The organism is Micromonospora sp. CV4, assembly GCF_003667455.1.
Taxonomy (GTDB): Bacteria; Actinomycetota; Actinomycetes; order Mycobacteriales; family Micromonosporaceae; genus Micromonospora.
The window spans coordinates 26,576-40,772 of the sequence record NZ_RCVI01000309.1; the positions used below are offsets into that span (position 1 = coordinate 26,576).

The window sequence follows — 14,197 nt, forward strand, 5'->3', positions numbered from 1 at the left end:
CGTTTTCGCGTCCGTGCGCGGGGACGAGAGCCGTGCGGGTTCAGGCCGGGTCCAGCAGGGCGACCTCCCCGGTGGCCAGGTCGTAGAGGCCGCCCACCACGGCCACCCGGCCGGCCGCGACCGGCCCGGCAAGCAGGTCGTCGTGGCGCAGGGTGTGCACCGTGCGCCGGACGTGCCGGCGGATCGCCAGCGGGTGCACCGCCGGGTCGTCCAGCCCCGCCTCGAGCACCGCCGGGGCGATCTCGTCCACCAGGTGGGCCAGCGAGCCGCCGGGCCGCGCCCCGGCGCGCAGCGCGTCCACCGCGGCGCCCACCGCGCCGCACCGCTCGTGGCCGAGCACCATCACCAGCGGTACGCCGAGCTGGCCGACCACGTACTCGATCGAGCCGCACACCGCGCGGTCGAGCACGTGCCCACCGGTACGGATCACGCAGATCGCGCCGAACGTCTGGTCGAAGATCGCCTCCAGCGGCACCCGCGAGTCGATGCAGCCGAGCAGCACCGCGTACGGCTGCTGGTCGCCGGAGGCGGCCGCCGCGGCGGCCGTGACGTCGTGGCCGTGCAGCGGCTGGCCGCTGACGAAGCGCCGGTTACCGGCGAGCAGCTCGGCCAGGGCGGCTCGTGGCGTGCCGCCGGCCAGCCGTCCCGGCGCCAGCGGTCCGCCCTCCGGCGGTCCGGGAGTTGCCCCCGACGACCCCATGCCGTTCAGCTTGGCCCGCCGTCGGCGGCCAGGGGCGCGGTCGGGAATGTTCCTCCGGCGCGATTGGCGTGGTGTCATGGCGGGTAGCCGGTGTTACCGCCGGGTATCCCGGTGCGGATGGTGCCGGGCGGCCCTGGGAGGTGGCGATGCCGGAGCGGTTCGAGGTCGGTCTGCCCGACGGCGTACGGCTGCACGTCGAGGCGACGGGGCCGGCGGACGCCCCGGTCACCGCCGTCCTGCTGCACGGCTGGACGCTGGACGGGCGCAGCTGGCACCGGCAGGTCGACGCCCTCACCGGGTCGTCCGACGGAGCGGTGCGGGTGGTGACCTACGACGCGCGGGGGCACGGCCGGTCCAGTTGCATGCCGCTGCCCACGGCCACCCTGGCCCAGCTCGGCGACGATCTGCTCGCGGTGCTCGACGCGGTCGCGCCGACCGGGCGGGTGGTCCTGGTCGGGCACTCGATGGGCGGCATGACGATCATGGAGTACGCGCACCGCCACCCGGGGCACTTCGCCGCCCGTACCGCCGGCCTGGTCTTCGTCTCGACCACCGCCGAGGGGCACACGCACACCGTCTACGGGCTCTCCCCCCGGATCGCCCGGCTGATCCGACTGGCCGAGACGACCGGCGCCGGGGTGCTGGCCCGGTGCGGGTCGTGGCGGGCACCCCGGGCGCTGCTGCGCGCGCTGCAACCGAGCATCCGGTGGATGCTCTTCGGCGACCGCTGCGACCCGGCCGACATCCGGCTGGTGACCTCGGCGGTGGCCCGCGCCTCGCTGCGCTCGATCGGCGGGTTCCGCGCCTCGATCGGCGCCCAGCACCGGCTGGACACCCTCGCCGCGCTGGCCCACCTGCCGGCCGCCGCCCTGGTCGGCGACCGGGACCGGCTGACCCCGCCGCCGTGCGCCGAGTCGATCGCCGCGGTCCTGCCGGCTACCGAGCTGACCGTCTGCCCGGGCGCCGGGCACATGCTGATGATGGAACGCCCGGACGAGGTGAACGCCGCGCTGACGGGCGTCCTGAGCCGGGTGCTCGCCGAGCCTGCCGCCCGGACGAGTGGCGCGACTCCCGCCGGGACGGGTGCCTGACCACGTTCCCGCACCTCGGGCGCGGCACGCCGGGCCCGGGGCCGTACCCTTCTGCGGTTGGCCCGCGCGGTTCGCGCCGCTTGCCGGCGACGTCAGGAGGAGCGTGCGTTGACCGACCAGACCGCCCTGGAGCAGGAGATCGCCGTCGAGCAACGGCACCTCGACCGGGTGTACGCCCGACTCGCCGAACTGCGGCAGTCGGCGGTCCGCGCCGAGCGGGACGGCTACCGGATGGCCCGGGTGGGCACCTTCGGCGCGCTCGTCGAGCGCGACGCGATGGTCTTCCACGCCGCGCAGCGACGCCACACCCTCGACGCCGAGCACGAGGGGCTGGTCTTCGGCCGGCTGGACCTGCGGGACCGGCAGGTGCTGCACGTCGGGCGGCTCGGCATCCGCGACGAGGACGCGACCACGCTGGTCGTCGACTGGCGCGCGCCGGCGGCCGCCGCCTTCTACCAGGCCACCCCGGCGCAGCCGCAGGGCGTGGTACGCCGGCGCACCATCCAGTCCCGCAGCGAGCGGGTCACCCGGATCGAGGACGACCTGCTGGATCCGACCGCCGCCCCCGAGGGGATGACGGTGGTCGGCGACGGCGCGCTGCTGGCGACCCTGTCCCGGGCCACCGGCCGGGGCATGCGCGACATCGTGGCGACGATCCAGCGCGAGCAGGACGAGGCGATCCGCTCGCCCGGCTCCGGGGTGACGATCGTCGCCGGCGGGCCGGGCACCGGCAAGACCGCGGTGGCCCTGCACCGGGCCGCCTTCCTGCTGTACTCCGACCGCAGCCGGTACGCCGGCGGCGGCATCCTGGTGGTCGGCCCGTCCTCGGTCTTCGTCGAGTACATCGCCTCGGTGCTGCCCTCGCTCGGCGAGGACACCGCCACGCTGCACTCGCTGGGCACCCTCTTCCCGGGCATGACCGCCACCCGCACCGACCCGCCCGAGGTGGCGGCGGTGAAGGGCTCACTGCGGATGCGCCGGGTGCTGGAGCGCGCCGTCCGGGACGCGGTGCCGGACGGCCCGGGCGAGCTGCGGCTGCTCTACCGTGGCACGCTGCTGCGGCTGGACCGGGCCGAGCTGGACGGGATCCGGGACCGCGTGCTGCACCGGGGCGCCCGGCGCAACGAGGTCCGGCGGGCCGGCTTCGACGGCGTCTTCGCCGCGCTGTGGGCGCAGGCCCGCCGATCGGGCATCGGCCGGCTGCCGGAGCAGCGGGCGTTCGAGGACGAGATCGCCGAGCGGCCGGAGTTCCGGGAGTTCCTCAAGGCGTGGTGGCCGCGTCTGCACCCCCGGCACGTGCTCGGCTGGCTCGCCCGGCCGGACCGCCTGCGCCGGTACGCCGGCGGGATCCTCTCCACCGCCGAGATCCGGCTGCTCAGCGCGGCGTACCAGACCCTGGACGCGGCCGGGTTGACGATCGCCGACGTGGCGCTGCTGGACGAGCTGGACGCGCTGCTCGGCAAGCCGGCGCAGCCGGCCCGGGCCAAGCGTGACCCGTTCCAGCTCGCCGGCGGGGTCCGCGAGCTGAGCACCTTCGGCGAGCGGCAGCGGGCCGCGCGGGCGGCGGCCCGGGAGCGTCCGGCGGACTACCGGGAGTACGCGCACGTGGTGGTCGACGAGGCGCAGGACGTCTCGCCGATGCAGTGGCGGATGGTCGGCCGGCGCGGCCGGCTGGCCTCCTGGACGGTGGTGGGCGACCCGGCGCAGACCGCGTGGACCGGTGACCCGGAGGAGCTGACCCGGGCCCGGGACCAGGCGCTGGGCCGGCGCAAGCGGCACGACTTCACGCTGACCACCAACTACCGCAACTCGGCGGAGATCTTCGCGGTGGCGGCGGCGGAGATCCGCCGGCTCTACCCCGACCTGCCGCTGCCGAGCGCCGTCCGCTCCACCGGGGTCGACCCGGTCGAGCTGGTGGTGCCGCCGACGGAGCTGGAGACCGCGACCGTGGAGGCGGCAACCGGCCTGCTGGCCGAGGTGGAGGGCACGGTCGGTGTGATCACGCCGGTTCCCCGCCGCGACGAGATCGCCGGTTGGCTCGGCGCGCTCGGTGCGCCGCGGCTCCAGGTGGTGACGAGCCTGGAGGCGAAGGGCATGGAGTACGACGGCGTGGTGCTGGTCGCACCGAGCGAGATCCGGGCGGATCCGGGCGCCGGGGTGCGCACCCTCTATGTCGCGCTGTCCCGGGCCACCCAGCGCCTCACCACCATCGACCCGACGGGCTGACCTGCGGCGGCGAGCCCCGCCGGAGGGAGGACGGCCGTACACTTGCATACATAGCGATGTGAGCATACATTTGACCGGGTCCGGACCGACGGCGGAGGGTGGTCTCGTGGGCGCAGGTCATGACCACCACCATGGGTCGGTCGCCAACGCCGCGCACCAGCACCGGGGGCGGCTCTGGACCGCGTTCGGGCTGCTCGCCACCCTGATGGTGGTCGAGGCGGTGGCCGCGTTCCACACCGGCTCACTGGCCCTGCTCTCCGACGCCGGGCACATGTTCACCGACGTGCTCGGCATCGGGATGGCGCTCGCCGCGATCACCGCCACCCGGCGGGCCACCGGCGACCCGCAACGCACCTTCGGGCTCTACCGACTCGAGGTGCTCGCCGCGCTGGCCAACGCCGTCCTGCTCTCCGGGGTCGCGGTCTACGTGGTGATCGAGGCGATCGGCCGGTTCGGCGACCCGCACGAGGTGCTGGCCGGACCGATGCTCGCGGTGGCCGTGCTCGGCCTGCTCGCCAACGTGGCCGCCTTCGCGCTGCTGCGCGCGGGGGCACGGGAGAGCATCAACCTCCAGGGCGCCTACCTGGAGGTGCTCGGCGACCTGCTCGGCTCGCTCGGCGTGATCGGCGCGGCGCTGCTCATCCAGGTCACCGACTGGTGGTGGGCCGACCCACTCGTCGCGGTCGCCATCGGCGTGTTCATCCTGCCGCGCACCTGGCGGCTGGGACGGGCCGCGGTCCGCATCCTGGTGCAGGCCGCCCCGGAACACCTGCAGGTGACCGCCGTGCACGACCGGCTGGCCGAGGTGCCCGGCGTGGTCGAGGTGCACGACCTGCACGTCTGGACGCTCACCTCGGGCATGGAGGTGGCCTCCGCGCACCTGACCATGGCCCCCGGCGCCGATGTCGGTGCGGTGCTCACCGCGGCGCGTACCGCCCTGCACGAGGACTTCCGGATCGAGCACGCGACGCTGCAGATCGAACCCGGCGCGGCCCCCGGGGCCTGCGGTTCGGTCGAATGGTAATGGCATTTCAGGAGTTCTACTCGCTTTAGCCGGAATTTCGCGTGACGACGCACGCACCGTCCGTCACATCGGCTGCATTCGCCCCACCGGCACCGGTAGGCTCGGTCCCGGCCTCCACCCGGCGGCGCCCTCCCGGCGCCGGTGGTGGTCGCCGCCTAATCGCCCGAGTGGGCGAACCGGGGAACCATGTTCCTGGGGTGCATCCGCGTCAGCGGTAGGGATCTTCCGTCCCGAACCCGTCAGCTAACCCGGTCGGCGGCTGACGGAAGGACATGCGTAGTGGTACCAGCACGACCACCCGCCGCCCGACTGGCGGCTCTGATCGTCGCGATGTTCGCCCTCGGCGTCGCGATCCCGGCCGGCGCCGCCTCGGCCGCTCCCCCGACCGGCCAGCGGGCCGCCGCGGCACCCGACGGCGACGAAGAGGGCGGCACCCCGGCGCTGCGCGCTCAACTGGAGGCGGCCAGCAAGGGCTACCTGGACGCGAAGCGCGCCCTGGCCACCTCCGTACAGCGGCAGCAGCAACTCGCCACCCAGCTCAAGACCACCGAGACCGAACTGACGGCACGCAGCGGCAAGGTCGACGAGATCGCCGGGCTGGCCTACCGCACCGGCCGGCTCGGCACGGTGTCGGCACTGCTCAACAGCAGCAATCCCGAGGGCTTCATGGACCGGGCCGTCACGCTCGACGCGGTCGCCGCCAACGAGGACCGCGCGCTGCGCGACCTCATCGCCACCAGGGACGAGGTCAACCGCACGCGCGTCGCCCTGGACGGCGAGATCCGTGAGCAGCGCAAGCAGGTCACCGTCATGGCCAAGCGCAAGGAGCAGGCCGAACGGGCCCTGACCGTGGCCACCACCAAGCCCAGGACGACCGCCGACAGCGGCTCCAACCGGGGCACCTCCGCCGCCAACGCCACGGCCGCGCCCCGCAACTCCGACGGCTCCTGGCCATCGGAGTCGTGCAGCGTCAACGACCCCACCCCGGCCACCGGCTGCATCACCCCGCGCACCCTGCACGCGCTCAACCAGGCCAAGGCCGCGGGCTTCACCCGGTACGTCTCCTGCCACCGCAACGGCGGCTCCGGCGAACACCCGAAGGGCCGGGCCTGCGACTTCGCCGCGCAGAAGGGCGGCTTCGGCGGGGACGCCACCGGCGGCGACAAGACGTACGGCAACAACCTGGCCGCGTACTTCATCCGCAACGCCGACCGGCTCGCCGTGCTGTACGTGATCTGGTACCGACAGATCTGGCTGCCCAGCAGCGGGTGGAAGTCGTACAGCGGGGCGGGCGGCGACCCGTCCAGCGACCACACCAACCACGTGCACCTGTCCGTGTACTGACCCACCGGCCGGTGCCCCGCCTCGCGGGGCGCCGGCCCGCCCGGGGTACGTCCGCGGACGTACCCCGGATGTCGTCGGCGGACGGACGTTTCGGCCGGTCCCGGCGGGCAGCATCCTGGTATGCGTCGGATCCCGCCCACCGCCCGCAAGGCGCTGCTCACCCTGCACCTGGTCACCTCGCTCGGCTGGCTCGGCGCCGACCTGACGCTGCTCACGCTCGGTGTCGCGGCACAGCGCGGCGCCGACCCGGCCGTCGTCTACCCGGTCGCCGCGCTGATCGGCACCGTGCTGTTCGCGCCGTTGAGCGTGCTGGTCTGGCTGATCGGCGTGGCCAGCGCGCTGCTCACCCCGTGGGGCCTGCTGCGCTATCGCTGGGTGCTGTTCAAACTCGTGATCACCACGGTGATGGTCGGGCTGGTGCTATCACCAGGTCGGCGCGGTCCGGGGCGTCCAGGGCCGCGCCCAGCCGGGTGGCCAGGGCCAGGTGGGCTGCCTGGGCCTGGCGGAACGCGTACCGGAACAGCGGCGCCGGCGCGGTCAGGGTGATCTCGACGTCGATCCGGACCAGGCCGTCCGGCTCGCCGCGCAGCCGGGTGTGGTTGCGTACCGTGGTGGCCGGCCACTGGCGGGCCACCATGACAATCTCGTCGTCCTCGCTGATCAGCACGTCCGCCTGGTAGCTGGTCCGGAAGCGCAGCGGGCCGGCCGCCAGCCGGTCGCTGATCACGTAGCTGGCCTGAGCCCCGGGCCGCGGTGGCAACCGGCGGACCCTGACGATCAGCGGGTGCAGCTCACCCTGCCGGGTCAGGTCGCTCAGCAGGGCCGCCGCCTCCTGGGGCGTGCAGCGGGCCTGGACGGTGTAGCTGAAGGTATCGCTCCTGAGCACACCGTCTCCCGCCGTCGTTGGTCGCACGATCGTCCCGTACCCCGGTCGGGGTGGCAACGCCCGGAGGGACACGGACCGTTGCCTCGGCATGCACACCGCGTTTCCCACTACGGACGGTGGACGGGGAACCACCATTCGTGAGGACGAGGGAGGGCATGAGCATGAACGGGTACGACCGGTGAGCGGGCACGTGATGGTGTTCGCCCCCACGCCGCAGCTGACGGTGACCGTGGACCAGCCGAACGGCCAGCCCGAGCTGCACCTGCACCCGGGTGGGCAGGGTGTCTGGCAGGCCCGCATGGTGATGTCGCTCGGGGTCGACGTGGTGCTCTGCGCCGCGCTCGGCGGCGAGATCGGTCAGGTGCTGGAGCCGCTGCTCGTCAGCGAGGGCGTGGACCTCAAGGTGGTGGTCCGGGACTCCGGCAGCGGCGGGTACGTGCACGACCGCCGGGACGGGTCCCGGCAGGAGATCGCGGACGTGCCCGGGCAGCCACTGAGCCGACACGAGCTGGACGAGTTGTACAACCTGGCCCTCGGCGAGGGGCTGCGCGCGCCGGTGAGCGTGCTGAGTGGACCCAACGAGCCGTGGCTCGTCCCGGCCGACCTGTACCGGCGCTTCGCCGCGGATCTCGGTGCCAACGGCGGCCGGGTGGTGGTCGACCTCTCCGGCGATCACCTCGGCGCGGTGCTGGACAGCGGGGTGTTCTTCCTGAAGGTCAGCCATGAGGAACTGATCCGCGACGGCCGCGCCCGCAACGAGGAGACCGCGGAGCTGACCCGGGCGATGTACGAGTTGCACGCCGCCGGCGCCGAGACGGTGGTGGTGAGCCGGGCCGACGAGCCGGCGCTCGCGCTCATCGACGGGGAGCTGTTCGAGGTGGAGATGCCCCGGTTGCAGGCGGCCGACCCGCGCGGCGCGGGCGACTCGATGACCGCCGGGGTGGCCGCCGTGGTGGCCGGCGGCGGTGACATCCGGACCGCCATCCGGACCGGCGCCGCCGCCGGAGCGCTGAACGTGACCCGGCACGGCCTGGGCACCGGGCGGCTGGACTCGATCACCGGTCTGGTGGAGCGGGTCCGGTTGGTCCCGGCGGACACCCGACAGCAGGAGCGGACCACCCCCGACGAACTGGCCGACCGGGCGGTCGAGCGATGACGCTGCGCGTGCTGGTCACCAACGACGACGGGATCGCCGCGCCGGGCATCCAGGCGTTGGCCTGGGCGGCGACGCAGCGGGGCCTGGACGTGGTGGTCGCCGCGCCGCTGGAGGAGGCGAGCGGCACCAGCGCCGCCATGAGCGCCATGGAGCAGGACGGGCGCGTGGTGGTGCACGAGCACCCGCTGACGGATCTGACGGGCGTGCCGGCGTACGGGGTGGGTGGTTCCCCGGGCTTCATCACGCTGATCGCGCTGCACGGCGCGTTCGGTCCGCCGCCGTCGGTGGTGCTCTCCGGCATCAACCGGGGCGCCAACGCCGGCCGCGCCGTGCTGCACTCGGGAACGGTCGGCGCCGCGTTCACCGCCGCCACGAACGGCTGCCGGGCGATGGCGGTCTCGCTGGACGTGCTGTCCGCGGGTGAGGCGACGGCCGCCAGCGGTGGCGCCGCGGTGGACGCCGCCGCCCGGGTACGCGACGCCGAACGCAACTGGAGCACCGCCGCGCGGGTCGCCCTGGACCTGCTCCCCCGGCTGACCGCCGCGCCGATCGAGAGCGTCCTCAACGTCAACGCACCGGACCTGCCGCACGGTCGGCTGCGTGGGGTGCGCCGCGGCACGCTGGCCAGTTTCGGTCAGGTGCAGATGACGGTGGCCGAATCGGGGCACGGCTTCGTCCGTACCTCGCTGGAGGAGCCGGGGCAGGCCGCACAGCCCGGCACGGACGTGGCGTTGCTGGCCGCGGGGTACGCGTCCGTGACGGCCATCCGTGCGGTCACCGAGATGACCGACGTGGACCTGGCCGGCCTGGACGAACAGCGCTGACCGGCTCGGGTCGGGCGTTTCAGCGCTCAGGCGCCGGGGAGCACCTCGGGGGTGGCGTTGCCGGCGAAGTAGGGCTCCGGGGCGCCGAAGAGGCCGAGCAGGCCGGTCACCCAGAGCTGCCGGTGCACGAACCGGCTCGGCTCGGTGACCACCAGCTTGACGCCGCTGACCTCGGCGGTCTGGAAGCCGGCCACCATCGCGCTGATGCCGACGGAGTCGATGAAGGTAACGAGCCTCATGTTCAGCTCGATGCGCAGCGGGCGGCCCTTGGCCAGCACCTCCGCGATCGCCTCGCGCACCTCGTACGCTGTGTCGACGTCGATCTCGCCCCGGGGGGCGATCTCCACGACACCACCGGACAAAACCGACTTCACGATCGACAGGCTCACGCGAGCACCTCCACCCGCCCGTCCCCCGGGCGCCTCATCAGTACGCGGGCCGCGACCGACAGTATTCCTTTGACGGCCTCGGTCGCCACCCCTCGGGATGAGCAATTCGCGGATCCGGGCACACCAAGTCGCCCATATCCGAACTTTTCGTTATCTGATCACTCAGTGCTTTTCGTTATCTGATCACTCGACGACCGGTCGGAACCGACGCATCGCCGGACCAGGGTAGCGGTCCCGGCCCGACGCGCCCGACAACCGGCCCACCAATGATGCCCGCCCCGTGTGACATCGGCGTGTCGCACCTCGTCGATCGACTCCGACCGGCCGGGTGGTTGCCGATGCCACCTAGCATCGGCCAGGGAACCCACCGTGACGGAGAGGACCTTCAATGATCAAGAAACTGGCCGGGCTGGCCGGCGTCGGCGCCCTGCTCGCCCTCGTACTCGCCTGCGGTTTCGGTGGCGGCGGCGATGACGACGACGATGACGACGACTTCGCCCGGGGTGTCTCCGTGGTGGTGCTGCGCTGACTGTCCAGCGAGCCGGGTCGGCCGGGTTTGCGCTCGGCCGGCGCGGGGCACTGCGGGATAGGCGAATCGTGACGCGCTGGACAGACGCTGAAGTCCGAAGTGGCCGCCGGCTTCGGCACCCGAGGAGGTAACCACGATGTTCGGAACCAACATGCTGGACCGCCGCAGCAAGCCGGAGCGGATCGCGGACCAGGCGTGGGAGCACCTGGTCTCCGCCGTCAGTTCCGCGGGGGACAGTGTCCGGGGCACCGCCCGCTCCGCCCGACGCAGCAGCAGCGACCTCGCTGACGGCGCGGGCGACCTGGTGGGCTCCGCCGCCGACGAGGCGCGGCGCCGGGCCTCGCTGGCCTTCGACGCGCTCGCCGGTCGTCAGCCGGCACTGCCCTGGACGCTGCTGATCGGCGCCGCGCTGGTCGGCGCGGCGGTCGGCTGGGCCGTCGGCTCCGCCGCCCGGGCCGCGGGCAGCCGGGACGACCGCGCGGTCGACGACGTCGAGTTCGTCGACGTCGACCGCCCCAACTCCCCGATCGGCCTGAACGACTGAACGACCCGCCACTTCCGGGCCCCGCTCGACCCCGCCGGTCGACCGGGGCCCTCCTCTTTTCCCCACCCGCGCGGGTGATCGCGACGCGGGAGGCACGGCTCCTGCGGGCCGGTCCGCCGGGGCGCCGGACCCCTCAGGCAGCCCCGGCGGACCGGTGATCGGGGGCGGTCCGGGCACTGCCGACCGCGCCCGGACCACCGGTCAGCGGTTCCGCTGGGGGTGGCCGTCCAAGGAGGCAGGTGGGGTGCCGCGACCCGGGGGACGGGTCGGAGCGCACCGGCTCCCGCCTCCCGACGCGACGGCCGCCGCGACCGAGGAGCGCATTCACCGTAACCGATCGGACGGCGGTTTGGAAGCGCTCCCATCATCGATCCTCGTACACCCCGCCGGCACCGCACGGGGTTACCGCCGGACCGGACCTCACCCGAGCGGGGCGAGGACGGCTCACCCCCGTTGGCGGCAGGATCGGACCCCGGCGGACTCCGGCCGCGGCCGTCACCCGGTTCGCCGCCCACGCACCGGAGGAGGGACAGATGGCCATCGCGACGATCAGCCGCACCGACCAGGACATCCAGTCCGCCGTACTCGACGAGCTGACCTGGGAACCGCGGGTGCAGCCGCACGAGATCGGCGTGACCGTCGCCGAGGGCGTCGTCACGCTGACCGGGCGGGTGGACAGCTACGCGAAGAAGTGGGCCGCCGAGCGTGCGGCGCACCGGGTCGCACGGGTCCGGGCACTCGCCAACGACCTGACGGTGAGGCTGCCCGGCGAGGCCGAGCGCGCCGACCCCGACCTGGCCGCCGCGGCCGGCCACACCCTCGAATGGGACGCGTTCGTCCCGGTGGAGAAACTCCAGGTCACGGTCTCGGCCGGCTGGGTGACGTTGCACGGCGAGGTCGAGTGGGAGTACCAGCGCCGAGCCGCCGAGAGAGCGGTCAGCAGGCTGACCGGCGTACGCGGGGTGAGCAACGGGATCACCGTGCGTCCCTCCGCCGTACCGGACGGACGGGACCTGGCCGAGCGGATCGTCGACGCGCTGGCCCGGGCCGGGGCCACGGAGGCCGAACGGATCAGCGTCCGGGTGCACGGCGACACCGCCGTGCTCGCGGGGCTGGTGCACTCGATGCCCGAGCGGGCCGAGGTCGAGCAGGTGGCCTGGTCCGCGCCGGGGATCCGGGAGGTGCAGAACCACATCGCGGTCGCTCCGGTGCTGCGCTGAGCTGAGCGCGGAACCACCCGGGGCGGGTGAGCCGGTCTCACCCGCTCCGGCGCCAGGCTGGGGGCATGAGTGATCCGAACGGGCTGATCCAACCGGGGCGACCCGCGCCCGGCTTCACCCTGGCGAGCACCCCGGACGGGCGCCGGACCGGGCCCGAGCAGTTCCGCGGCCGGCCGGTCGTGCTCGCCTTCTACCCCGCCGACTGGAGCCCGGTCTGCGGCGACCAGATGTCGCTCTACCAGGCGGCGGCGCCGGTCTTCGAGCAGTACGACGCGGCGGTGCTCGGCATCTCGGTGGACAGCATCTGGTCGCACCGGGCGTTCGCCGAGAGCCGGGGCATCACGTTTCCGCTGCTGGCGGACTTCGAGCCCAAGGGCGAGGTGTCCCGCCGGTACGGTGCGTACACCCCACAGGGCGAGGCGGCCCGGGCGCTGGTGGTGCTCGACCGGGCCGGGACGGTGGCCTGGAGCTACCTCTCCCCACCCGAGGTCAACCCCGGCGCGGACGGCATCTTCGACGCGCTGGACCAGCTCGCCACCGACCGGGAGGTGATGACCCGATGAGCACCCCGTTCCAGGTCACCGCCCGCCTCCGGGACCCGGTGACCACCGACGACCACATCCGGGGGCCGGCCGACGCGTCGGTCACGATCGTCGAGTACGGCGACTTCCAGTGCCAGTTCTGCGGCGCCGCGTACCCGAACCTGCACGAGCTGCTGCGGCAGCGGGCCGACACGGTACGGATGGTCTTCCGCCACTTCCCGATCGCCAACATCCACCCGTACGCCGAACGCGCCGCCGAGACCGCCGAGGCCGCCGGTGCCCGCGGCCGGTTCTGGGAGATGCACGACTGGCTCTACGAGCACCAGGACCAACTGGACCCGGTGCACCTCTCGCTCGGCGTCGAGCAGCTCGGGCTGCCGCCGGACGAGCTGAACCAGGAGGTGGAGGGCGGGGTGCACGCCGACCGCGTGCGCCGGGACTTCGTCGGCGGGATCCGCAGCGGGGTGAACGGCACCCCGACCCTCTTCGTCAACGACGTCCGGCACGAGGGCGGGTACGACCTGGCGGACCTGCTGACCGCCGTCGACGCCGCGGCCAACACCTGACCCTCGCGGCCGGCGACCGGCCGACCGCTCAGATCAGCCGCAGCTCGCGCGCCCGCCGGACCGCCTCACGCCGGCGGGTCGCGTCGAGCTTGCGGTAGATGTTGCGGACGTGGGTTTTCACCGTGTTGACCGAGAGCGACAGTTCGCTGGCGATCTCCACGTTGGACAGGATGCTCTGCAGGTACCGCAGGATGGTCAGCTCCCGCTCGGTGAGCGGCTCGTCGAGGGCGCCGCCCAGGTCGGCCGGTGGTCGGGCCGTGGACTGCTCGGCTCCCCGGACCAGGTCGCTGACCAGCGAGAAGTGCGCGGTACCCGCGTCCAGGTGCGCCGCCAGCAGGTCCCGCACCGGCGGCTCGGCGCGGGTGAAGACCCGGCGGCAGCCCTGCGGGCCGGCCAGGTCGAGCACCTGCTCCAGGATCCGGCCGGCCCGGCGCCCGTCGCCGCCCCGCTCGGCCAGCACCGCGCCCAGCAGGCCGGCGTCCAGGCGGACCGGCAGGGGCCAGGTCGCGGCCGGTGACGCCTGCCAGTCCGGCAGCGCCCGTCCGGCAGCGCCGAGGTCGCCGGACCGCAGCTCCCACCGGGCCAGGGTCACCGCGAGCGCGGGGTCGGCCGTCTCGTCGGCGACACCGGTCAGCAGGTCGCGGGCGGCGTCCAGGTCACCCCGCTCGGCCCGCAGGTCGGCTTCGGCCGCCCGCAGCAGGTTCGCCAGCTCGGCGGCGGACGGCCGGTCGGTCAACGATTCCCGGGCCCGGACGAGCAGCCGCTGGCCGGCGGCCGGGTCACCGGCGTCGCGGTGCAGGTACGCCCGGCAGAGCGCGGCCACCGCCGCCGCCACCGGCTCGGCCGGCAGCTCCGTCGACCAGTCGTCCCCGGAATCCGCCCCGGCCGACCCGGTCGCCGGGGCGGCGAGGGCGAGGTTGGCCCCCGCCTCCTCGGGCTGGTCCCGGTGCAGCGCCACCACCGCCAGGGCGAGGTGGGCGTAGGCGCAGTCGAGCCGGCAGGACCAGCCCCGGCACGGCGGCATGCCCAGCGCGTCCCGGGCGGCCTGCTCCGCCGCGCGCAGGTCGCCACGCACCGCGAGCAGCAGCGCGGAGCGGCTGGCGGCGGCCAACTCGGTACGCGGCCGGCCGGCCTCCCGGGCCGCCGCCAGCCGCTC

General features: G+C 74.1%; 15 protein-coding genes and 1 riboswitch. Of the genes, 11 read left to right on the plus strand and 4 right to left on the minus strand.

Annotated features, from left to right (window positions below):
• Positions 1-40: 40 nt before the first annotated feature.
• Positions 41-700, minus strand: coding sequence for a carbonic anhydrase (locus tag EAD98_RS21570; protein WP_233583912.1), 660 nt, complete (start codon positions 698-700; stop codon positions 41-43).
• 146 nt (positions 701-846) lie between these two features.
• Here EAD98_RS21570 and EAD98_RS21575 point away from each other — a divergent pair, with 146 nt between their 5' ends.
• The 4 genes from EAD98_RS21575 to EAD98_RS21590 all read left to right on the plus strand — a co-directional run bounded on the left by EAD98_RS21575 (position 847) and on the right by EAD98_RS21590 (position 6,385).
• Positions 847-1,791: an alpha/beta fold hydrolase gene (locus tag EAD98_RS21575; RefSeq protein ID WP_121655864.1), complete on the plus strand. Its 945-nt coding sequence runs from the start codon at positions 847-849 to the stop codon at positions 1,789-1,791.
• 108 nt (positions 1,792-1,899) lie between these two features.
• Complete coding sequence (locus EAD98_RS21580) at positions 1,900-4,017, plus strand: AAA family ATPase (RefSeq protein WP_121655854.1); 2,118 nt, start codon at positions 1,900-1,902, stop codon at positions 4,015-4,017.
• Between the two features lie 106 nt (positions 4,018-4,123).
• Positions 4,124-5,041, plus strand: a complete 918-nt coding sequence (locus EAD98_RS21585; protein ID WP_121655855.1) for a cation diffusion facilitator family transporter — start codon at positions 4,124-4,126, stop codon at positions 5,039-5,041.
• A gap of 142 nt (positions 5,042-5,183) precedes the next feature.
• Positions 5,184-5,315, plus strand: a riboswitch (cyclic di-AMP (ydaO/yuaA leader).
• A 56-nt stretch (positions 5,316-5,371) separates the two neighbouring features.
• A complete protein-coding gene (locus tag EAD98_RS21590) occupies positions 5,372-6,385 on the plus strand; it encodes a hypothetical protein (protein WP_121655865.1) in 1,014 nt (337 codons plus the stop codon).
• 394 nt (positions 6,386-6,779) lie between these two features.
• On the opposite strand, the gene EAD98_RS21595 is transcribed toward EAD98_RS21590, so the two are convergent.
• Complete coding sequence (locus EAD98_RS21595) at positions 6,780-7,271, minus strand: SRPBCC family protein (protein ID WP_121655856.1); 492 nt, start codon at positions 7,269-7,271, stop codon at positions 6,780-6,782.
• A gap of 178 nt (positions 7,272-7,449) precedes the next feature.
• On the opposite strand from EAD98_RS21595, the gene EAD98_RS21600 reads away from it, so the two are divergent.
• Positions 7,450-8,427, plus strand: a complete 978-nt coding sequence (locus EAD98_RS21600) for a PfkB family carbohydrate kinase (protein ID WP_233578113.1) — start codon at positions 7,450-7,452, stop codon at positions 8,425-8,427.
• On the plus strand, positions 8,424-9,251 hold the full coding sequence (surE, locus tag EAD98_RS21605) for a 5'/3'-nucleotidase SurE (protein ID WP_121655857.1): 828 nt from the start codon (positions 8,424-8,426) through the stop codon (positions 9,249-9,251). Before EAD98_RS21600 ends, surE begins: the two co-directional genes overlap by 4 nt.
• Before the next feature lie 26 nt (positions 9,252-9,277).
• On the opposite strand, the gene EAD98_RS21610 is transcribed toward surE, so the two are convergent.
• The gene (locus EAD98_RS21610) at positions 9,278-9,640 is read right to left on the minus strand and encodes an STAS domain-containing protein (RefSeq protein ID WP_121655858.1); all 363 of its coding nucleotides are present in this window, start codon (positions 9,638-9,640) and stop codon (positions 9,278-9,280) included.
• Positions 9,641-10,028: 388 nt separating this feature from the next.
• Between EAD98_RS21610 and EAD98_RS31000 the strand changes: the two genes are divergently transcribed.
• The 5 genes from EAD98_RS31000 to EAD98_RS21630 all read left to right on the plus strand — a co-directional run bounded on the left by EAD98_RS31000 (position 10,029) and on the right by EAD98_RS21630 (position 13,041).
• On the plus strand, positions 10,029-10,169 hold the full coding sequence (locus EAD98_RS31000; protein WP_158609829.1) for a hypothetical protein: 141 nt from the start codon (positions 10,029-10,031) through the stop codon (positions 10,167-10,169).
• 136 nt (positions 10,170-10,305) lie between these two features.
• Positions 10,306-10,713: a hypothetical protein gene (locus EAD98_RS21615; protein WP_121655859.1), complete on the plus strand. Its 408-nt coding sequence runs from the start codon at positions 10,306-10,308 to the stop codon at positions 10,711-10,713.
• 533 nt (positions 10,714-11,246) lie between these two features.
• Positions 11,247-11,933: a BON domain-containing protein gene (locus tag EAD98_RS21620; protein ID WP_121655860.1), complete on the plus strand. Its 687-nt coding sequence runs from the start codon at positions 11,247-11,249 to the stop codon at positions 11,931-11,933.
• Positions 11,934-11,998: 65 nt separating this feature from the next.
• Positions 11,999-12,496, plus strand: coding sequence for a redoxin domain-containing protein (locus EAD98_RS21625; RefSeq protein WP_121655861.1), 498 nt, complete (start codon positions 11,999-12,001; stop codon positions 12,494-12,496).
• Positions 12,493-13,041, plus strand: a complete 549-nt coding sequence (locus EAD98_RS21630; protein WP_121655862.1) for a DsbA family protein — start codon at positions 12,493-12,495, stop codon at positions 13,039-13,041. The genes EAD98_RS21625 and EAD98_RS21630 overlap by 4 nt, the downstream gene beginning before the upstream one ends.
• 28 nt (positions 13,042-13,069) lie before the next feature.
• Here the strand turns inward: EAD98_RS21630 and EAD98_RS21635 are convergent.
• On the minus strand, positions 13,070-14,197 hold a 1,128-nt coding region (locus tag EAD98_RS21635; RefSeq protein WP_233583913.1), incomplete at its 5' end, for a helix-turn-helix transcriptional regulator.

Coding starts and splice junctions, on each gene's coding strand:
- EAD98_RS21570 (WP_233583912.1), bottom strand. CDS start 700: ATGGGGTCGTCGGGGGCAACTCCCGGACCGCCGGAGGGCGGACCGCTG.
- EAD98_RS21575 (WP_121655864.1), top strand. CDS start 847: ATGCCGGAGCGGTTCGAGGTCGGTCTGCCCGACGGCGTACGGCTGCAC.
- EAD98_RS21590 (WP_121655865.1), top strand. CDS start 5,372: ATGTTCGCCCTCGGCGTCGCGATCCCGGCCGGCGCCGCCTCGGCCGCT.
- surE (WP_121655857.1), top strand. CDS start 8,424: ATGACGCTGCGCGTGCTGGTCACCAACGACGACGGGATCGCCGCGCCG.
- EAD98_RS31000 (WP_158609829.1), top strand. CDS start 10,029: ATGATCAAGAAACTGGCCGGGCTGGCCGGCGTCGGCGCCCTGCTCGCC.
- EAD98_RS21615 (WP_121655859.1), top strand. CDS start 10,306: ATGTTCGGAACCAACATGCTGGACCGCCGCAGCAAGCCGGAGCGGATC.
- EAD98_RS21620 (WP_121655860.1), top strand. CDS start 11,247: ATGGCCATCGCGACGATCAGCCGCACCGACCAGGACATCCAGTCCGCC.
- EAD98_RS21625 (WP_121655861.1), top strand. CDS start 11,999: ATGAGTGATCCGAACGGGCTGATCCAACCGGGGCGACCCGCGCCCGGC.
- EAD98_RS21630 (WP_121655862.1), top strand. CDS start 12,493: ATGAGCACCCCGTTCCAGGTCACCGCCCGCCTCCGGGACCCGGTGACC.